We start from the raw sequence: 20,867 nt of genomic DNA, 5'->3' as shown, positions 1-20,867 counted from the left end.
GTCAGTCGCCGACCCTGTTGATGATAAAGCTAAATGTCTGGTCGCCAAAGGTGAGCAAGGCGGCCTTGTCCAGGTCGACTATCGCCTGAGAGGCGGTCTCATAGCCCTCGCCGCTCAGGCTGAAATCCACCAACACCTGAGCCGCATCGTGTGGCGTAACCTTAACGCTGAACCGGTACGTATCCGCCAGCATCACCCGCTCGGCCTCGGCCTTATCAATCACTAGCGTCGGCGCGCCAAGCACCTCGCCCTGCAGGCTGACCTCTGAGGTCACCTTGTAGGTATCGGCAAGGCTACTAAAGCTCACACTTAAACTAACACTCACACTCAGGGCGAGCGCTATCAAGATCCTTCTGATCATATTCAGCTCCTTTATGGTGAAATTGCTTTCCTTACAACCTAGTGGCTTGGCAGTTATTGTCAACATTTTCAACATCTAATATTTATAACGGCTAAAGTTTCTAGCGGCTATTTTTTCTAACTGATTTATGTTGCTAAAAGCGACTCTTGCTAGCTGCTACTATCACTCTCTGCTCCAGGCATTAAACGGCAGGCATAAAAAAAACACCCCACCGGCAACCCGGTGAGGTGTTTTTTCATGGTAACAGGAAACGCTAATGCGCGCGGCGAACGCCTTACGCTTTGTACTTCAGCGTGCCGTTAGCCTTGATCTCGTCATACCAAAGGTTGTGATGCTGGGTCGCCCAGTTTTCATCACAGTAACCCGACACCATACACTCCATACCACCTTCTGACATCACGGTCGCCATGAAGATGTGAACGATAGAGAAGGCGCAGATAACGATGGCACTGACAGAGTGAAGTACCAGGGCGATCAGGCTCAGGGTGCGGCTAGGCTCGAACAGGTTCGGGAACAGCAGCAACATGCCAGAGGCCGAGATGATCAGTCCAAATAAGGCGAAGGCCCAGAACCACATCTTCTCACCGGCGTTGGCAAAGCCCGCATCCGGATGCTTACCCTTGAAGGGACCGAAGTTGATGTAACCACCAACCACTAGGAACCATTTAACATCATACATCTTAGGCAGCTGATTCTTGGCCCACAGCGTGGTCATCAGCGCCCAACCGATCATGAAGGGGATCGCCATGTAGTCATGGATCTGCTTGGCGCCATAGACCAGGCCGGCCCAGAAGCCTTCACCCAGATATGGCTGGAAGAAGAAACGTCCCGCCAGCAGGGTCAGACCCGTGAGGATCAGCAGCAGACAAGGGATAGCCCCCAACCAGTGGATAGAGACATCAAATTTCGACCAGCGATACACCATCTTGCCCGAGAAGCCATGATGCAACTTGGAGATACCGTTCACCTTGATGAACAGCACGAAGATGATGATCATACCAAACAGCGCCGCCATCAGGGCAGGTGCCAGCCAGTCGCTGCGAAGCTCGAGTACCCGCAGATCATAGCTGTTGATTGGCTGGTTGTGGAACTGACCGTGAGAGGTAGTGTATCCGGTGGCACCCGCCTGAATCTCAGACCAAATCTGCCCCTCGGTGGCGGCATGGGTATGGTCGGTCGCGTCGCCATGGGCGAACGACAGGGCACTGAATGTGGTACCTATCACTAGCGCTAAGATCACGCTAAATTGTTTGAACCATTTGTTCATATTACATCCTTATCGTCCACACCGGGCGAGCCCGGTGTGGATTGTTGTGGCCTTATACAAGCTGAGGATTAACCCCAAATCGCATTTTTCGAACCACGGTATGCAACACGCTCGCGGAAGATGTTTGAGATAACCTCAGCATCACCGGCAAGTAGCGACTTAGTCGCACACAACTCGGCACACATAGGCAGCTTGCCTTCGGCAATACGGTTAGAACCGTACTTCTGACGCTCTGCATCTGAGTGATTCTCTTCAGGACCACCGGCACAGAAGGTACACTTGTCCATCTTGCCGCGGCTGCCGAAGGCGCCCTTCTTAGGGAACTGAGGCGCGCCGAACGGACAGGCGTACAGACAGTAGCCACAACCGATACAGGTGTCTTTGTTGTGCAGCGTCAGACCATCTTCCGTCTTGTAGAAGCAGTTTGCCGGACAAACCGCCTGACAAGGGGCGTCGGTACAGTGCATACAAGCCACTGAGATAGAGGCTTCGCCTGGCTGACCGTCGTTGATGGTCACCACGCGGCGACGTTGAATACCCCACTCCAGCGCAGAGTCGTTTTCGTTCTTACATGCCGTGACACAGCCGTTACATTCGATGCAGCGCTTGGTATCACATAAAAATTTCATTGTAGCCATAATGGCAAATCTCCCGATACTTAAGCTTTAGTGATCTGACAAAGCGACGCTTTGGTCTCTTGCATCTGCGTGACAGGGTCATAACCATAGGTCAATGCCGTGTTCGCAGACTCACCAATCACATAAGGCACAGTACCTTCTGGATAGTTATTCTCTAGGCTCTCACCATGCATCACACCGGCGAAGTGGTATGGCATCCAGGTAACACCTTGCTTAACGCGAGGGGTAACCATGGCCTTGATCTTGATGCGGCCACCTTCGGCGCCTTCCAGCCATACGGTATCGCCGTTGCGGATACCACGGTCGGCGGCATCGCCTGGGTGGATCTCAACAAACATCTCTTGTTGTAGCTCCGCCAGCCATGGGTTAGAGCGAGACTCTTCACCACCACCCTCGTACTCAACCAGACGACCAGAAGTCAGACCCAGTGGGTACTTGGTTGCCGTGTCTTTCTCTTGGATAGACTTGTACAGCGTCGGTAGGCGATGGACTTGCATGTCGTCGTAGGTTGGGTACTTAGACACGAGATCGCGACGTGGTGTGTACAGCGGCTCACGGTGCACAGGCACTTGATCAGGGAAGGTCCACACGATACAACGCGCCTTAGCGTTACCAAATGGAATACAGCCGTGCTTCATGGCCACACGCTGGATACCGCCAGAAAGGTCGGTCTTCCAGTTCTTGCCTTCGGCTTCTGCCTTCTCTTCGGCGGTCAGATCGTCCCACCAGCCCAGTTGCTTGAGCAGCTTGTCGCTGAACTCTGGGTAACCGTCTTGGATCTCGCTGCCCTTAGAGAAGCTGCCTTCGGCCAACAGGTTCTTGCCTTGGTATTCGACGCCATAACGGGCACGGAAGTTACCACCGCCCTGCAGTACGTGTTTGTTTGTGTTGTAGAGGATCTGGGTACCAGGGTGTTTCTGCTCTGGTGTGCCCCAACATGGCCATGGCAGACCATAGGTTTCGCCCTTGGCTGGGCCGCCTTCTGCTTCAAGCGTCTTGTTGCTGAAGGTGCCCCAGTTTTGGGTGTGCAGCTTCAGACGCTCTGGGCTTTGGCCAGACATACCGATAGTCCACATACCGCGGTTGATCTCACGGGTGATGTCTTCGATCACTAGCATGTCTTTGGCATCTTTAGCGATGCGCTTAGTGTATTCCTTGTCGAAACCGAGTTTCTGCGACAGGCGATACATGATCTCGATATCTGTCTTAGATTCGAATAGTGGCTCGATCACTTTCTCACGCCACTGCTGGCTACGGCCAGAGTTAGATACCGAACCTTCGGTCTCGAACTGAGTCGCCGCAGGTAATAGATAGACGCCATCCTTACGACGGTGCATAACACCCGCCATTGTTGGGAATGGATCCACAACCACGACTGTGTCCATCTTATCCAGGGCGTCACGCACCTCGCGCTGACGGGTTTCTGTGTTAACAGATTGCCCCCAGAAGAAGGCCATGCGCACGCGATCTTTCTGCGCCAGCTTCTCAGGCGTCTCTAATACGCCGTCATGCCAACGAGAACATGGAATACCAGGAGTGTTCATTGGGATGCGACCCAGGTATTCGTTCTGGTCGAATCGCCCCTTAACCCAGTCGAAATCCAGATCCCAAACGTGAGACCAGTGCTTCCAAGAACCTGTCTTGAGGCCATAGTAGCCAGGCAGGGTATCGAATAGCAGACCTAAGTCGGTTGCGCCCTGTACGTTATCGTGACCACGGAAGATGTTAGTACCGCCGCCAGATACGCCCATGTTGCCCAGAGCCAGCTGCAGGATACAGTAGGCACGGGTGTTGGCGTTACCAACGTGGTGCTGGGTACCACCCATACACCAAACCACAGTACCAGGACGGTTTTCAGCCATCAGCTTAGCCGCTTGGTAAACCTGCTCTTCACTCACACCTGTGATGTTAGCCACTTCTTGTGGTGGGAACTTCTTCACCTCTTCGCGAATGGTGTCCATCTCGAACACGCGCTGCTGGATGAAGGTCTTGTCTTCCCAACCATTTTCGAAGATGTGCCACAACATACCGTAGATGAACGGAATATCGGTACCAGGACGCAGTGCACAGTGCAGATCTGAGTGAGCCGCGGTGCGAGAGAAACGTGGGTCAACCACGATGATCTTGGCGTTGTTCTTCTCTTTGGCGATCAGGATATGCTGCATGGCAACAGGGTGTGCCTCGGCAGGGTTTGAACCGATGAAGAAGATCGCATTCGCATTCTGAATGTCGTTGAAAGAGTTGGTTTGCGCACCATAACCCCAAGTGTTAGCAACACCGGCTACAGTGGTAGAGTGACAGATACGTGCCGAGTGGTCGACGTTGTTGGTACCCCACATGGCCGCAAATTTACGGTACATGTAGCAGCCTTCGTTAGAGAACTTGGCGCTGCCCATGAAGTAGAGTGAATCTGGGCCCGACTCCTGGCGGATGCTCTGCATCTTGTCGCCGACTTCGTTGAAGGCCTGCTCCCAAGAGAGCTTCTTCCACTTACCGTCGACCAGCTTCATTGGGTACTTAAGACGCTTCTCGCCGTGACCATGCTCACGCAGCGCAGCACCTTTGGCACAGTGACCACCGGCGTTGAATGGGTGATCGAATGCTGGTTCCTGACCCGTCCAGACACCGTTTTGGACTTCGGCGTACAGGCCACAACCCACGGCACAGGCACTACATACGGTACGCTTAATCTCGATTGGGGCATCGTGTGGAATATCTTTCGCTTCGGCGCGGCGCATCATGCCGGTACCGAGAAGAGAGGCTGCAGCAATACCACCGGTTGTGATACCCGCATGCTTCATGAATTGACGACGGCTGATGCCTAAGCTTGGCTTAGCCGTTGCGACTGCCTCATTTGTTTTGCGCGTTAACTTCATCGCTCAAATTCTCCTAATTAGCTACGCAAGCTATTGTAATAACTGCGGATATGTGCAGTTTCATGGTAGCCATCGGCATGTTTTTCTTGAGATTTACTTTCGGTTGCATTGGCAACACTTACACCACTCGCGGCGATGGCCACACCGGCCGTACCACCTATGGTGAGTGCTTTCAGCAAAGATCTGCGATTCAGATCGGGCTGTTGCTTCTTCATTCTTGCTCCTAGTGGATTAGGAAGTTTCGATTAGTAGGGATGATTTATTCAAAACCGCCATCGGCACATTGGTTAAAGCAATGTTATTTACAGGTGGCAGCTTGGTAAAAATGCTATGTTTTTTAAAAACATCCGATTAATTGCCGTTGCAATATAGGTAAGAAGCGAGGCGGAGATATTGATCTAAACAGGGGTCAATAAGCGGAAAAAATGAATAAATGGCCAAAGTGTTAAGCCAGTCATACTTTAGCCAATACACTTTGCTGGCAATCCCTAAAAATAGCGAAAACCGGGATCCAGTAGATGTAATGAAGTTGTTGTTATTGAAAATAAAAAGTGCGTTCAAAAAACAGCCAAAGGTGATCTGGATCCGCTAAAATCCTCAACCTTTAACCATAAAAAAACACCCCGCCTAATGCCTAGGTGGGGTGCTTCATCTATGCGCTTTTATTCAATAACGCGTCTGCGTTTTGAGTCTAGTCGCTGTAGGTCTAGTCCCTGTAAGTCAGGGTACCGTTATCTTTGATCTCATCGTACCAAAGGTTGTGGTGCTGTACCGCCCAGTTCTCATCACAGTAACCCGACTTCATGCACTCCATACCACCTTCACTCAGTACCGTCGCCATCCAGATGTGGACTATGGTAAAGGCGATGATGATGATGGCGCTGAGGCCGTGAACCAGCAGTGCCGCCATAGAGGCTTCACGTGGCAGTTCCAGGCCAGGCATCACCAGCATGATACCGGATACCGCGATGAACAGACCGAACAGGGTTAGCGTCCAGAACCACATCTTCTCACCGGCGTTGGCGAAGCCGCTGTCTGGGTGCTTGCCCTTGAAGGGTCCGAAGTTGATGTAGCCACCAACCACCAGGAACCACTTAAGGTCATACAGCTTAAATGTCTGCAACGGCATCCATTTAACCACACAGATAGCCCAGGCCACGATGAACAAGGGACCCGCGTAATCGTGGATCGTCTTGCTGCCGTAGATCAGCGAGCCCCAAATGCCTGTGCCCACATAGGGTTGTAGCACATGCTTACCCAACATGATGTTAAGACCGGTAAAGATCAACGCCAGGCAGGAAAGCGCCATCACCCAGTGAATCCAAAGATCGGCCTTGCTCCAGCGCAATACCATCTTGCCAGAGAAACCATGACTTAGCTTTGAAGGGCCATTCACCAGATAGAAGATCAAGAAAGCACCGAACACACCGCAAACGGCCAGCGCCATCACCGGGGTGAGATAGTCGTTCTTAACGTTAGTGCCTTCGATAGCCGACACGTTAATCATGACCCCACCCTCGGCGCCTTTGGCTGTGGTGTATCCCTTGTCTCCTGACTTCACGGCTCGCCATAGCTCAGCGTCGTTGGTATTTGCCATCTGTTGACTGGTCTGTTCGTCAACGGCATAGGCTGACGTCGTCAAGCCTAAGCCCATTGCCAAGACCAATGGCAATAACAACACAGTGAATAGGCTGCGCAGTGATTTTAATAACATAGTCACTCCTTTACAGACCGTAAGCCCGAAGGCTTACGGTACTATTCACTTTAAACGCCAGTCTTAGGGGTGTAGCCCCAGATCGCATTAGGGTTACCACGGGCCGCAATACGCTCACGGTAGATGTTGGAAACCACTTCCGCATCACCGGCGAGCAGAGCCTTGGTTGAACAAAGCTCGGCACACATAGGTAACTTACCCTCGGCCAGACGGTTAGCGCCGTACTTCTTACGCTCGGCTTCGGAGAAGGTCTCTTCTGGGCCACCGGCACAGAAAGTACACTTGTCCATCTTGCCGCGGCTGCCAAAGGTGCTCTTCTTAGGGAACTGAGGCGCACCGAATGGGCAGGCGTATAGGCAGTAACCACAACCGATACAGGTATCTTTGTTGTGTAGTGTTAGGCCATCTTCCGTCTTGTAGAAGCAGTTTGCTGGGCAAACGGCCTGACAAGGGGCGTCGGTACAGTGCATACAAGCCACAGAGATCGAGGCTTCACCGGGTTGACCATCGTTGATGGTCACGACGCGACGGCGTTGGATACCCCACTCGAGAGCGGAATCGTTTTCGTTCTTACATGCTGTGACGCAACCGTTACACTCGATGCAGCGTTTGGTGTCACATAGAAATTTCATGACTGCCATAATGGCTTATCTCCTCATCAAGTTCCGTTAGGCTTTAGTGATCTGACACAAGCTAGACTTAGTCTCTTGCATCTGGGTCACCACGTCATAGCCATAGGTCAATACGGTGTTGGCCGACTCACCAATGATGTAAGGCACTGTACCTTCTGGGTAGCTCTTCTCCAGGCTCTCGCCTTCGAACATACCCGCGAAGTGGTACGGCATGAAACACTCGCCTTCAATCACACGCGGTGTCACCATTGCCTGCACCTTGATCTTGGCGCCTTCTGGGCTGTGAACCCATACGACATCGCCATCACGTAGACCACGATCCGCCGCATCAGCAGGGTTGATTTCGATAAACATCTCTTGCTGAAGCTCTGCCAACCAAGGGTTAGAACGTGTCTCTTCACCACCGCCCTCGTACTCAACCAGACGACCAGAGGTCAAGGCGAGTGGGAACTCTTTGGCGAAGTCCTGATCCTGAATTGACTTGTACAGGGTAGGAAGACGCGCAACCATACGGTCATCGTAAGTTGGGTACTTAGACACAAGATCACGACGAGGCGTATACAGAGGCTCACGGTGAACCGGAATATCATCTGGGAAGTTCCAAACGATACAACGGGCCTTAGCGTTACCAAATGGGATACAACCGTGCTTGATGGCGACACGCTGGATACCACCAGAGATATCTGTCTTCCAGTTCTTACCTTCGGCAGCCGCTTTCTCTTCTGCGGTCAGGTCGTCCCACCAGCCAAGTTGCTTGAGCATCTTGTCGGTAAACTCTGGATAACCGTCCTTGATCTCACTGCCCTTAGAGTAAGAGCCTTCGGCCAGGATGTTGTTACCCTCGTGCTCAACACCGTAACGGGCACGGAAGTTACCACCACCGAAGCGGACTTCACGGTCGGTACGGTAGAGGATCTGGGTACCTGGGTGTTTCATCTCAGGTGTGCCCCAACATGGCCAAGGCAGACCATAGGTTTCGCCCTTAGCTGGGCCACCCGGTGCTTCCAGACTCTTGATGTCGAAGGTGCCCCAGTTTTCCTGGTGCATCTTGAGACGCTCTGGGCTCTGACCTGTATAACCGATGGTCCACATACCCTTGTTGTATTCACGGACAATATCTTCGATCAACGGCTCGTCACCGTTCACCTGGATATGCTTACACAGTTCTTTCTCTATGCCCCACTTCTTCGCCAACTTGTACATGATGACGTGGTCAGGCTTAGATTCGAACAGCGGCTCAATAACCTGTGAACGCCACTGCAGTGAGCGGTTAGAGGCTGATACCGAACCATAGGTCTCGAACTGAGTCGCCGCCGGCAGCAGATAGACGCCATCTTTACGGGTATGCATCACACCCGCCATAGTTGGGAATGGATCCACAACCACTACTGTGTCCATCTTGTTCAGTGCTTCACGCACCTCACGGCCACGGGTTTCGGTGTTGACCGACTGACCCCAGAAGAATGACATACGGATGTTGTCTTTCTGAGCGATCTTAGACTTGTCTTCCAGCACGCCGTCGTGCCAACGAGAACAAGGAATACCGGTAGAGGTCATAGGATCCTGACCCAGACGCTGTTCCTGGTCGAAGCGAGCCTTCACCCACTCATAGTCCAGATCCCATACGTTACACCAGTGCTTCCAAGAACCTGTCTTGAGGCCATAGTAACCAGGCAGGGTGTCGAACAGCAGACCGAAGTCGGTAGCGCCCTGTACGTTATCGTGACCACGGAAGATGTTAGTACCACCACCAGAGACGCCCATGTTACCCAGGGCCAACTGCAGGATACAGTAAGCACGGGTGTTGGCATTACCTATGTGGTGTTGAGTACCACCCATACACCAGACTATGGTGCCAGGCTTAGTCTCGGCCAGTGTCTTGGCCACACGGTACATCTGCTCTTTAGGTACACCGACCACGTTTTCAACTTCTTCAGGGTTCCACTTAGCGGCAGCTTCGCGGATACGCTCCATGCCGTAGACACGCTGGTCGATGAAGGTCTGGTCTTCCCACTTGTTTTCGAAGATATGCCACAGCAGACCATAGATATAAGGAATATCGGTACCTGGGCGAATATGCACGTACTCGTCGGCCTTAGCCGCAGTACGGGTGAAACGAGGATCGACAACGATAATCTTCGCGCCGCGCTCTTTACCTTCCAGAATGTGTTGCATGGCAACCGGGTGAGCTTCTGAAGGGTTAGAACCGATAAACATCATCGCCTTGGCGTTGCGGATATCGTTGAACGAGTTGGTTTGCGCACCATAGCCCCAGGTGTTAGCAACACCGGCTACAGTGGTAGAGTGACAAATACGTGCCGAGTGGTCGACGTTGTTGGTGCCCCACATGGCAGCGAATTTACGGTATAGGTAAGCCTGCTCGTTAGAGAACTTGGCACTACCCATGAAGAAGATTGAATCCGGGCCTGATTCCTTACGGATATCCAGCGCCTTCTGACCTACTTCCTCGATAGCCTGATCCCAAGAGATACGCTTCCACTTACCGCCTTCTAGCTTCATGGGGTACTTGAGACGCTTCTCGCCATGGCCGTGCTCACGTAGAGACGCACCCTTGGCACAGTGACCGCCGGCATTGAATGGATGGTCGAAAGCCGGCTCTTGGCCTGTCCACACACCATTTTGCACTTCGGCATAGATACCACAGCCCACAGAACAGTGAGAACAGATGGTACGCTTCACTTCGGTTGGCGCATCATGTGGCACTTCTTTCGCTTCGGCTTTGCGCATCATTCCAGCGCCAAGCATAGAGGCCGCGGCAATACCACCAGTAGCAAGACCTGCAGACTGAAGGAACTGACGACGACTTAGACCCAGGGCAGGCTTTTTAGCGACTTCTGCCTGGTCTGTTTTGCGGGTTAATCGCATCACACACTCTCCTAATGTTATTGAATTACTGCGTAATTACTCGTCCAAGGCTTACTTGGTACGTAAAGACGCGTAATAACTACGAATATGATCTGTCTCGTGGTAACCATCGCCTTGCGCTGCATCTTTTTGAGGTGCAGGCGTTGCCGCCGCGGCCTGGCCGCTCACGGTTGCCACGGCACCCGCTGCACTGCCCAGGGCTAATGCTTTTAGCAATTGACGACGACCCATATCAGAAGCTTGCTTCTTCATAGTGTCTCCTTGATGTTGACTCAATTTAGGCTCTAGTCTCTTCATCTCGGTCGATTTGGCTTTGCAGATAAGTCGACACTAAGACCAGAACCCGACGCTTGATGAGGGTTGCCCCTCGGTTTCAATATGTCGGCGCGTTGGCGCCGACCACTAAGCTAAACCACAACCTAGGACGCGAGTTCGCTGGCTGTCGGTTCAATCTTCTCCGCTTCGCTGCCGGGGCAGTTCACCGGAATATCTAACTTAAGTTGTTCAAATTCGTTGGCTTCGATGACGAAGAACGCCTTCGCCAGCTGGGCCACTGTGGCATAGAAGGCCGCGCTTGGCGCCCGTCCCAGGTGGTCACAGAAGCGATCGATCCAGCTGCCGATGTGACGTTGGTAAAACGCCAACTGGCGGAAGCCAGGCGCCTCGAGGATCAGGGTGCCCATCACCTCACACAGGGCGGCTACATGATCTTCCGGTTCCTTCACCTCTTCGCTGCGCTCAAACCCCAGCTGAGCCAGATCCTGTCTGAGCAATGCCAGCGGCTTGTCCATCAGAGAACCCGTCATAAACCAGCTGCCATAGGGCAAGATCTCACCGCTACCCACGCCGAGGAAGATGTTGAAGTACTCATCTTCCAGCTGCTCAGGGGTAAACTGGCCCGCCGCCAATTTAAGCGCCAACCAGGCCTTGGTCATGTCGCTGTCATCGTCGGCATCTATCTCCAGGGTGGAAAGGAACTGCAACAGTTCAGCACTTGGCTGCTTGCGTAAAAGCGCCGCCAAAAGCTGGTAGATATCGGCTCTTAACTGATCGTTTTCTGAAACTTCTCTTACTAATTCGGTCATGGCTAAACTCTTATCGCAGTTGCTTTTCAGGATCTTGAAGTATGTCTTCAAACATGTCTTTTACCCGGCAGTCGCTACACATCTTCAGACGCTCGGTATTGGCACTGAAGGCACTGTGTCCGCCGACTACATCCAGCATCCGTTGCACCATGGATTGGGTGGCGAATGGGGTACCACAACGAATACATTCGAACGGGGCCTCCTCATTCAGGGTTTGACGGCTCTGACGGGCCGCCGCATCGAAATTAATCTGTGGTGTCAGACTGATCACCTTCTCCGGACAGGCCGACTCACACAGGCCGCACTGCACACAGGCCTGCTCGACAAAATAGAGCGCCGGCTTGTCGCCGCCGTCGGTCAGTGCCTGGGTAGGACAGGTCGACACACAGGAGAGACACAGGGTGCAATTATCGGTATTAACGCTCACCTTACCGTAAGGAATATTGCTCTTGCTCAGACAGGCATCGGTAGAGGCCGCCTGGCTGTTGAGGTGATCGAGCGCCGCGTAGAGGGTCTCACGCTTAGTGGTGGCAGCGAATTCACCCGGCACTATCACGGGCCAGCTTGCGCTCGGCTCGATCAGCGAGGCCAGCTCGGCAATCTGCTTGGCCTCAATCACGCTGACACGCTGGGGCTGACCCATCTCGTCGAGGATCTCGTTGGCCAGCTTGAGCTCGCCGTTGAGCATCTGAGTCAGGGTCGGCGCGGTGGCCTCAGTGTTGAGCACTAAGATCTGACGTGCGCCCCAGGCCAAAGCCGCCATCCAGTGATCCATGCTGGCGACCGTGATCTCCTCGAGTTCTACCGGCAAGATGGCGCCGGGCAGCTCATCGCCGATGAGCGAGGCCCCCAGGCTGGCATCGTGGAACAAAATCACGGGGGCGGTCTGCGCCGCACTGCGGAAGCGTGTCACCAGCTTATTCAGGTAGGAGTGCAGCGCCTGTGGCGTCGGCAGGTCGTAACTGATGGCTCCCGTTGGACAGGCATTGGTACAGCTGCCCGCGCCATGACAGAGGTAAGGGTCGATCTCTATCTTGTGATCTACGCTGGAAATGGCATCGGCCGGGCAGAAGTTGAGGCAGCGGTTACAGCCATCTATGCCGTTTCTGTGGTGAGCACAGATGTCGCTGTTCACCTTGACGTAGCGAGGCTTATCGAACTCACCGATCAGCTCGGGCAGCTGGGCGATGGTATCCATCAATTTGGCCTCATCCTGCCCCACGTAGAAGTAACCCGGTGGCAGCATCTCGAGGTTGATGCAGGGCGCTTGGCTAAGGTCGAGGATCAGGTCGAAATGGGCCTTACGAATGGCCACCAGGCTGAGATCGGCAGTGCCATTGTCATGCTCAACCTTGACCTGGAATTGACCCAGGAAGCCTTTGATCTCGATGAGCTTGTTGTAATAGCTCTCGACATCTTCGGCGGCGTTCATCACCTTCTCCAGGTGGTCTTCATCCTGACTGGTGATCGACTCGTTGGCCAGAATGGCGCGCTGACCCATGCTGGCCAACTTGTCGGCCGCCAGACGTGCCAAGTCTTCCGGGCCAATGATCAACACATTGCCCTCTGTGGTGTAACTCACTGTGGGTGGGATCAGGTTTTGCAGAATTTGTGTCTGTCCCAACACTTGCTGGCGCACCTGTTTCAGGTGGGCCAAATTGTCGCTCGTCTCTAAATGCATGCTCACATTGCGTTCCTAAGCAGTATTTGGCTGCTGTATCAGCCGGGTGGCTGTTGTGCTCTGACGGCATGCGCTTGTTGCGCCAGCTTCACCCTAAGTTCAACGATTATCTAACTCGTTGTTAATTGTCGTTAATACAGCAATTCACGTACCAAATTTATGGATTTAAAAGCACTCTAAACTTACCTTAAACAACAGGAGGCTTGGTTGAGGCCTGTATTTCTGGTTCATTTTGGGACACCTCGTCGGATGCCCTGTCCAAATTGTCCTCGACCTGAGGCGCAGCATTTTCCTGCTGTGCCAGCTGGATTTCCGCCGTCTCGGCAGCCGCCTCGACCTTCTCTTCATCCTTGGTCAGATGCCTGAAGACCTTCTTGGCTAGCTCGGCCGAGACCTCGGCGGTCAACTTGGGCTGGTCTGTGTAGTCCAGGGCATATTCCAGCAGGCCATCGATCTCGTGATAGTGTGGCTGCTTCCACAGGGCCCTCAGGGCCGCCGTCTTGGCATCAGGATCGACGTTGTCGGCCATGAAACTGGCGAAGCTGCCGCCCACCTCTATCTTCTCCGGATCCGGCAGGTCCTCGGCAGTCAGTATCTTCTTCTCTTCGGGAGCGACTTGGTCGCTAGCTTCGACACCATCCGCGCCTTCGGCCTCAACCGATGGCTCGACCGGCGTTTCCTGGGCCTGTTCAGCCAGACGCGCCGCCTCTTCCTCGGCCTGCACCTGTTGGCGACGCTGAGTCCAGCGTGCAAAGAGTCCGCTTGGCTTCTCACTCATCAGGACACTAGCCCCCTATCCGGATTGGTACTCGGCCCCTCGTTCTTACGGCGATTGACATGCTTACGCCTATGGGCGCATATCTCCACCTCGCCGTGACGGGTGATGAAGGCCTCTATCCAGCAGGCGATCGCCTTGGGCATGGGGAAGTTCAGCACTGGGGTGTCGCCCTCGAGGCAACCGGCTGCGACATTTTGGTCGGCCGAGATATAGGCGGGCACCCAGGTGCCATCTTCCAGCTCGTCGCACACCACGTAGAGCATGGCGTTATCCATATCCAGGTTGATGCGATAGCTGCCGCGCTCATCTTTGTAGAGTTCAAGCATCACTATGTGGGCCCCGGCTGGTGCGGGCTGGGTGGCGGGAACTATCTGATCTAATTCCCAACTTTCAGCGGTCCAGCGCCCCATCTGTTTCTCCACCTTTTTCAGTGAAACATACATGGGCCATTGACTTTCGGTATGTTGCATTGCGTCTCCGTTTTGCCTAGCAGGCCGGCGTATTGCTGATTCGCCGGGCATTGGGTTAGCGATAGACCTAACGAAGCAATTTACATGCCATCGCTAGAAGGGGAATAGTTTGAACTGGATCATCAAATCCCTAACAAGCGTAGGACAATTTGTCCTAAAAGCCATTTTGGCCGGGACAGAAAAGGGCGACATCGCACAAAGTCGACGCCTGGATCACGCATTTACACTCGAAATCCTTGCGTGGGAACGATACTTGCTATGCTCAATGCGCCCCAATGCAACAAGACGAGAGCAATGACAAGTTTCAAACATCCCACACTGGTCAAGACCCAAGCCGATGCCCCACTCACCATGGCAGTGAAAGCCATCAACGAGCAGGGCGAAGTGGTCGACAAATATATCGCCTGCGAGCGCCCCCTCACCCTCTACCTGAACTGGCGACCCATAGTGACCCTGATGACACTGGGTGCCCGTCCCGAGGCGCTGGCACTGGGCTATTTGAAGAACCAGGGCTTCATCAGCGACGTCCATCAGCTCGAGTCTGTGATTGTGGATTGGGAGGTCAACTCGGCGGCGGTGATCACCAAGGAGTCGACGGCGCATCTGGAAGAGAAGCTGGCGGAGAAGACGGTCACCACAGGCTGCGGCCAGGGCACTGTCTATGGCGGCTTCATGGATGGCGTCGAGGATATTCGCCTGCCCACGCCTCAGCTGAAACAGAGCATGCTCTACAGCCTGCTCAATAACATAAGCGCCTACAACGAGACCTATAAGAATGCCGGTGCCGTACACGGCTGTGGCCTATGCGAGGGCGATCAGATCATCGGTTTCGTCGAAGATGTCGGCCGTCACAACGCCGTCGACACCCTCGCCGGCGAGATGTGGCTCAAGCAGCAGAGCGGCGGCAACAAGCTGTTTTACACTACGGGCCGTCTCACCTCAGAGATGGTGATCAAGGTGGCCAAGATGGGTATCCCCGTCTTGCTTTCGCGCAGCGGTGCCACCCAGATGGGGCTGGAACTGGCCCAGAAGCTGGGGATCACCATGATCGCCCGCGCCAAGGGACGCCACTTCCTCATCTACCATGGTGCGGAAAATATCGAATTTGATGCCACACCGCCGAAACGTAACCTAGGTTAACGGCGAAGGTTAAAGGATTATCCATGACTGAACCCAGCGAACTCGTCTACATGAGCGCCAAACAGGTCGCCGAATATCTGGACCTGAACGAGAAGAAGGTCTACTCCATGGCCAATGACCGCATATTGCCCGCCACCAAGGTGACGGGTAAGTGGCTGTTTCCCAAGATTTTGATCGACCGTTGGGTCATGGACTCCTGCCATAGCGGCATGCTGTCGGATCGCATGCACATCACCGGCAGCGACGACCCCCTGCTCTCCATGTTGGTGGCCCGTCTCATGTCTAAGATAGGCAAGAGCGACCTAATTAGCTACAGCTCCACCGGCTCCCGCATGGGGCTGGATCTCCTGTCGCGCGGATACGCCGACGTCTGTACCCTGCACTGGGGCAATGTTGAGGAGCGCAACATACGTCACCCCGCCCTGCTCAAGGGCTACCCCAACCACCAGCAGTGGGTGATGGTGCACGGCTACACCCGCCAGCAGGGGCTGATGATGCGCAGCGAGATGCACCACAGATGCCAGGAAGAGGAGAAAGTGATCAGCCTGCCCTGGCGTTGGGTCGGCCGCCAGGCCGGTGCAGGTAGTCAGCAACACCTGGAACACTGGCTGATCAAGCAAGGTGCCAGCATAGAGCAGCTCAATCCGCAGATCACCGCCTATAGCGAGCGCGAGCTGGCAGGCTTCATCGCCCGTAACGAGGCCGATATCGGCTTCGGCTGTCAGTCGGTGGCGCTGGAGAGTGGCCTGAGCTTCGTGCCTCTGGTCACCGAATCCTTCGACTTCGTGATGCCCCAGGGGATCTACTTCCGTCGTCAGCTCCAGGCCCTGTTTGAGATGCTCGGCAGCACCCAGACCCGTCAGCTGGCGGCTCAGCTGGGCGGTTATGATCTCAGCCAGTGCGGGCAGATGTTGTGGACGGCTCACTAGACCCGGGGATCTTTTTGGGCAGTGGCCCACACATCGCTTTGTCTTTGAGTTAGTATGTTAGCCATCGCAGGAGAAAATCAGCCACAGGCAGATCTATGGAAGCAGAGTTAAACGAGATCCAAAACTTCTTAAGCCAATATCCCCCGTTTAACGCCCTGCCCGACGAGGTGGTCGACATGGTGAGCCACCATGTGGAGATCGCCTACTACCGCCAAGACACCCCCATCATCCACTTTGGCGATCAGATCCATGACCTCTACATGGTGCGCAGCGGCGTGGTAGAGGTCTACCGCCGCAAGGGCGAACTCTATAACCGCCTCGATAGCGGCGATCTCTTCGGCCAAATGGGCCTGCTTACCAACAACAAGGTGCGCTTCCCGGTCAAGGCGATCGAGGACACCCTGGTCTATTGCATCCCAGAGGCGATCTTCCAGCAGCTGTACGATGAGTACGACACCTTTGCCGACTTCGTCGAAGTAGAAGACAGCGCCCGGCTGCGCCAGACTGTCTCTAACTCCAGCGAACAGAACGATCTGACCACCTCTAAGGTGAAGACACTACTCACCCGGGATGCCCCGCTGATCCATAAAGGTGAAAGCATACAACAGGCCGCCATCATGATGGCTCAGGAGAATGTCTCCGCCCTCCTGGTGATCGACCCGGACGTCCTGGAAGAGGATGATGCCGATACCAGTCCCCTGCTTGGCATCATCACAGACAGGGATCTCTGCACCCGGGTCTTGGCAGAGGGAATAGATCCGGGCACCGAGCTGGCCAGCGTGGTGAGCACAGAAGTGATCACCTTAGATCATAACGCCTATGTCTATGAGGCCATGCTCACCATGCTGCGTTACAACGTGCATCATCTACCGGTGTGCAAGGGACGCAAACCCATAGGCATAATCGAAGCCACGGATATCGTCAGATACGAGTCGCAAAACTCCCTGCTACTGGTCAGCAGCATCTTCCAGCAACAGAGTCTGGAGGAGCTGGCCACCCTCGCCACCCAGGTCAAAGACAGCTTCGTGCGACTGGTGAACGAAGACGCCAACTCCCACATGGTGGGCAGCGCCATGTCGGTGATCGGCCGCAGCTTCAAACAGCGGATACTCGAGCTGGCCGAAGAGAAACTCGGTCCACCGCCCATCCCCTACTGCTTCCTGGCGCTGGGCTCCATGGGCCGCGACGAGCAGCTGATCGTGACTGACCAGGACAACGCCATCATACTCGACGACGACTTCGACAAGGCGAAGCACGATGACTACTTCAGCCTGCTGGCCAACTTCGTCTGCGATGGACTGGATAGCTGCGGCTATAGTTACTGCACCGGGGATATCATGGCCACCAACCCCATGTGGCGCATGACACGCAAAGAATGGGAGGCCTGTTTCGCCGACTGGATCGACGATCCAAACCCTAAGGCGCTACTCAACGCCTCCATCTTCTTCGATCTCGACGGCGTCTATGGCCGCCTCAAGTGGGCCGAGCAGCTCAACGGCTTCATCGTGCGCCGGGCACGCAAGAACAATCGCTTCCTGGCCTGCCTCGCCCGCAACGCCCTGAATCGCACCCCGCCACTGGGTTTCTTCAAAGACTTCGTGATGGAAAAAGATGGCCGCCACAACAACTCCATCAACCTCAAGCGCCGGGGCACGGCGCCGCTGGCGGATCTCATCCGGGTACACGCCCTGGCGGTGGGCTCCCGTGCACGCAACTCTTTCGAGCGCCTGGATGACATCATAGACGCCAACATACTGCCCAAGGGGCGCGGCGAGGATCTGCGGGACGCCATGGAATTTATCTCCATGGTACGCATCCGCCATCAGGCCTTCGACGTGGAGCAGGGAATCGATCCCGACAACAACATAGAGCCTGAGCATCTGTCGGATTTCGAGCGACGTAACCTCAAAGATGCGTTTCAGATCTTGAGTAACGCCCAGAACTTCCTCAAGTTCCGCTACAACGCAAGCAATCAATTTAAGTGAGCCTAAGATGCTGAAGAAGCTACTATCACCACCTAGCATCGACTGGCCGGGCAAGTTTGAGCAGCGGCTCAAGACCACGGAACACCTGGGACTACGTCAGTACTACCTGGGCGGCCTGCCGGATCCCGACACGCCGCTATCACAGGTCGAGCTGCTGGCGATGGACTTCGAGACCACAGGCCTAAACGTGGATAAGGACGATATCGTCAGCATAGGCACAGTGCCCTTTAATCTGCGGCGGATCTTTCTCAATCGCGCCCAACACTGGACGGTAAGACCCAGAGAACAGCTGGCAGAGGAGTCGGTGATCATCCACGGCATCACCCACAGCGACATACTGGACGCACCGGATCTCTCCGCCGTCTTCGAACAGGTGCTGGAACAGATGGCGGGCAAGATCATGGTGGTGCACTATCGGCAGATAGAGCAGCAGTTCCTGGAGCGGGCGCTTATTCGTCGCATTCACCAGGGAATTGAGTTTCCTGTCATCGACACCATGGCATTGGAGTCTGAGCTACAGAAGCGCCAACATGGCGGCCTGCTACAACGCCTCAAGGGCGACAAGCCAGGCTCGGTGCGATTGGGTCAAAGCCGGTCAAGATACGGCCTGCCCAGCTATCCGCCCCACAACGCCCTGACCGACGCCATCGCCACCGCCGAGTTGCTGCAGGCACAGATCGCCCATCACTTCGACCCCAACCGCCCTATCAAGGAGTTCTGGCGTTAGCGCTTGTCTAAGCTCTGGTATTGGCGTTTATACTTGCCCTGACATCGGCGCAGGCAATAAAAAAGGAGGCCAGAGGCCTCCTTTTTTTCACTCAATCCGCATTAGAAACGCTCGGTGCGCATCCCCTTCAGCAGGCTGACACACATCAGCAGCAGTATCACGGTAAAGGGCAGTGCGGTCGAGATAGCTCCGGCCTGCAAGGCCTGAATCGCCTCGGTCCCACCGATCCACAGCAGGGCCATGGCAATCGCGCCCTCGAGCAGGGCCCAGAACACCCTCTGCGGTACCGGCGCATCTATCTTGCCGCCGGCCGTGATGCTGTCGATCACCAGAGAACCTGAGTCCGACGAGGTAATAAAGAACACCAATACCAAGATCACTGCGATGATAGAGAGCAGAGTGCCCATAGGCAGCACATCGAACATCTGGAACATGGCCAGTGGCACGTCTGTCAGACCTTTCGCACCTAGTTCACCCACATTGTTGACGACCTGATCGATCGCCATGCCACCAAATACCGACATCCAGATCAGAGTCACAGCGGTCGGCACCAATAACACGGCGGTGATGAACTCTCGCACGGTACGCCCCTTAGAAACCCTAGCGATAAACATGCCAACGAATGGTGACCAGGAGATCCACCAGGCCCAGTAGAATACTGTCCAGCCCTGGAACCAAGCCTCATCGGTACGCCCGTGTGGATTACTGAGCGGAATAATGTTCTCTACATAGGCCATCAGGGTGGTAGGAATGCTGCCCAGACTAATGGCGTAGCCGATCATGGCCACCAGGATCAGCAGCAGGAAGGCGACTATCATATTGATATTACTGATCACCTTAACACCGCCGTCGATACCCCGTACCACGGACACTACTGCCAGCAGAGTCACGGCGACGATCACTATCATCTGCAGCCCCAGGCTGGCCTCTATACCAAACACATGGTGGATACCGCTGGCAGCCTGCTGAGCGCCGAGTCCTAGCGAGGTTGCCAGACCAAACAGGGTCGCCAGCACGGCAAGGATATCGACAATATGTCCCGCCCAGCCCCAGGCTCTGTCACCTAGCAGGGGGTAGAAGATGGAGCGGATGGAGAGAGGCATACCCTTGTTATAGGCGAAAAAGGCCAACGACAGCGCCACGACACCATAGATGGCCCAGGGGTGTAGACCCCAATGGAACATGGTGGCCCCCAACGCCAACTTGGCCGCCTCCGGCGTGTTGGGTTCGACCCCGAGCGGCGTCTCATACCAACCGGTAAAATAGGCCACGGGCTCTGCCACACTCCAGAACATCAGGCCTATCCCCATACCGGCGGCAAATAACATGGATAGCCAGGAGAGGAAGGAGTAATCTGCGGTGGCCTCGTTACCACCGAGTCTTATCTTGCCGTAAGGCGAGAAGATCAGACCCAGGCAGAAGAGCACAAAAATATTCCCCGACCAGATAAACAGCCAGTCGAAGGCGCCGATAATCTTCCACTTGATGCCATCGAGCACAGACTTGGCCGTCTCGGCATCGGTCAACAAAGTTGCCAATAGAAAGGCGGCAATTAACCCGGCACTCACCCCAAATACGGGGTTATGCACATCGAACCCCCACTTCTGCACATTGTCCTGACCGACGGTATAGTCGGTGCTTTCAATGCTGTACTTATCAATACCTTTCGTCATCGATTCTCTCCGTTAAGACCTCAAA

The 20,867-nt window shown here is 54.6% G+C and carries 18 protein-coding genes; 4 read left to right on the top strand and 14 right to left on the bottom strand.

The genetic code is table 11. The annotated features are described in order from the left end of the window. Position 1: 1 nt before the first annotated feature. From AYI87_RS12020 to AYI87_RS11960, 13 genes are all read right to left on the bottom strand, one after another. Positions 2 to 361, bottom strand: a complete 360-nt coding sequence (locus AYI87_RS12020; RefSeq protein WP_144202367.1) for a hypothetical protein — start codon at positions 359 to 361, stop codon at positions 2 to 4. 274 nt (positions 362 to 635) lie between these two features. After that, positions 636 to 1,628, bottom strand: a complete 993-nt coding sequence (locus AYI87_RS12015) for a formate dehydrogenase subunit gamma (protein WP_144202365.1) — start codon at positions 1,626 to 1,628, stop codon at positions 636 to 638. Between the two features lie 68 nt (positions 1,629 to 1,696). Beyond that, on the bottom strand, positions 1,697 to 2,266 hold the full coding sequence (gene fdh3B / locus AYI87_RS12010; protein ID WP_011863874.1) for a formate dehydrogenase FDH3 subunit beta: 570 nt from the start codon (positions 2,264 to 2,266) through the stop codon (positions 1,697 to 1,699). A gap of 20 nt (positions 2,267 to 2,286) precedes the next feature. Beyond that, positions 2,287 to 5,142 carry a molybdopterin-dependent oxidoreductase gene (locus tag AYI87_RS12005; RefSeq protein WP_144202363.1) on the bottom strand — a complete coding sequence of 952 codons (2,856 nt, stop codon included), beginning with the start codon at positions 5,140 to 5,142 and terminating at the stop codon, positions 2,287 to 2,289. A 17-nt stretch (positions 5,143 to 5,159) separates the two neighbouring features. Beyond that, on the bottom strand, positions 5,160 to 5,357 hold the full coding sequence (locus AYI87_RS12000) for a twin-arginine translocation signal domain-containing protein (RefSeq protein ID WP_011863872.1): 198 nt from the start codon (positions 5,355 to 5,357) through the stop codon (positions 5,160 to 5,162). A gap of 491 nt (positions 5,358 to 5,848) precedes the next feature. Next, entirely contained in the window at positions 5,849 to 6,856 is a 1,008-nt protein-coding gene (locus AYI87_RS11995; RefSeq protein WP_144202361.1) for a formate dehydrogenase subunit gamma, read from the bottom strand. A gap of 50 nt (positions 6,857 to 6,906) precedes the next feature. After that, complete coding sequence (gene fdh3B / locus AYI87_RS11990; protein ID WP_011863870.1) at positions 6,907 to 7,497, bottom strand: formate dehydrogenase FDH3 subunit beta; 591 nt, start codon at positions 7,495 to 7,497, stop codon at positions 6,907 to 6,909. Positions 7,498 to 7,524: 27 nt separating this feature from the next. After that, entirely contained in the window at positions 7,525 to 10,374 is a 2,850-nt protein-coding gene (locus AYI87_RS11985) for a formate dehydrogenase subunit alpha (protein WP_144202485.1), read from the bottom strand. Positions 10,375 to 10,425: 51 nt separating this feature from the next. Then, on the bottom strand, positions 10,426 to 10,626 hold the full coding sequence (locus AYI87_RS11980; protein WP_144202359.1) for a formate dehydrogenase: 201 nt from the start codon (positions 10,624 to 10,626) through the stop codon (positions 10,426 to 10,428). 167 nt (positions 10,627 to 10,793) lie between these two features. Next, complete coding sequence (locus AYI87_RS11975; RefSeq protein ID WP_041509655.1) at positions 10,794 to 11,459, bottom strand: molecular chaperone; 666 nt, start codon at positions 11,457 to 11,459, stop codon at positions 10,794 to 10,796. 10 nt (positions 11,460 to 11,469) lie between these two features. After that, positions 11,470 to 13,140, bottom strand: a complete 1,671-nt coding sequence (locus AYI87_RS11970; protein ID WP_144202483.1) for a 4Fe-4S binding protein — start codon at positions 13,138 to 13,140, stop codon at positions 11,470 to 11,472. Between the two features lie 187 nt (positions 13,141 to 13,327). Continuing rightward, positions 13,328 to 13,918, bottom strand: a complete 591-nt coding sequence (locus AYI87_RS11965) for a DUF3306 domain-containing protein (RefSeq protein WP_144202357.1) — start codon at positions 13,916 to 13,918, stop codon at positions 13,328 to 13,330. Next, positions 13,918 to 14,388, bottom strand: coding sequence for a DUF3305 domain-containing protein (locus AYI87_RS11960; RefSeq protein ID WP_144202355.1), 471 nt, complete (start codon positions 14,386 to 14,388; stop codon positions 13,918 to 13,920). Before AYI87_RS11960 ends, AYI87_RS11965 begins: the two co-directional genes overlap by 1 nt. 294 nt (positions 14,389 to 14,682) lie before the next feature. Between AYI87_RS11960 and AYI87_RS11955 the strand changes: the two genes are divergently transcribed. The 4 genes from AYI87_RS11955 to AYI87_RS11940 all read left to right on the top strand — a co-directional run bounded on the left by AYI87_RS11955 (position 14,683) and on the right by AYI87_RS11940 (position 19,169). Beyond that, positions 14,683 to 15,528, top strand: a complete 846-nt coding sequence (locus AYI87_RS11955) for a formate dehydrogenase accessory sulfurtransferase FdhD (RefSeq protein WP_144202353.1) — start codon at positions 14,683 to 14,685, stop codon at positions 15,526 to 15,528. Between the two features lie 23 nt (positions 15,529 to 15,551). Next, positions 15,552 to 16,457, top strand: a complete 906-nt coding sequence (locus tag AYI87_RS11950) for a helix-turn-helix transcriptional regulator (protein WP_144202351.1) — start codon at positions 15,552 to 15,554, stop codon at positions 16,455 to 16,457. A gap of 95 nt (positions 16,458 to 16,552) precedes the next feature. Then, positions 16,553 to 18,442: a putative nucleotidyltransferase substrate binding domain-containing protein gene (locus AYI87_RS11945; protein WP_144202349.1), complete on the top strand. Its 1,890-nt coding sequence runs from the start codon at positions 16,553 to 16,555 to the stop codon at positions 18,440 to 18,442. A gap of 7 nt (positions 18,443 to 18,449) precedes the next feature. Then, positions 18,450 to 19,169: a 3'-5' exonuclease gene (locus AYI87_RS11940; RefSeq protein WP_144202348.1), complete on the top strand. Its 720-nt coding sequence runs from the start codon at positions 18,450 to 18,452 to the stop codon at positions 19,167 to 19,169. A gap of 101 nt (positions 19,170 to 19,270) precedes the next feature. Here the strand turns inward: AYI87_RS11940 and AYI87_RS11935 are convergent, their stop codons facing one another. After that, positions 19,271 to 20,842, bottom strand: coding sequence for a BCCT family transporter (locus AYI87_RS11935; RefSeq protein WP_144202346.1), 1,572 nt, complete (start codon positions 20,840 to 20,842; stop codon positions 19,271 to 19,273). Positions 20,843 to 20,867: the final 25 nt, after the last annotated feature.

Source organism: Shewanella sp. KCT (assembly GCF_007636505.1).
GTDB lineage: Bacteria > Pseudomonadota > Gammaproteobacteria > Enterobacterales > Shewanellaceae > Shewanella > Shewanella halotolerans.
Note: the sequence above shows the minus strand (reverse complement) of the source record. Positions and strands in the feature narration are given on the sequence as shown.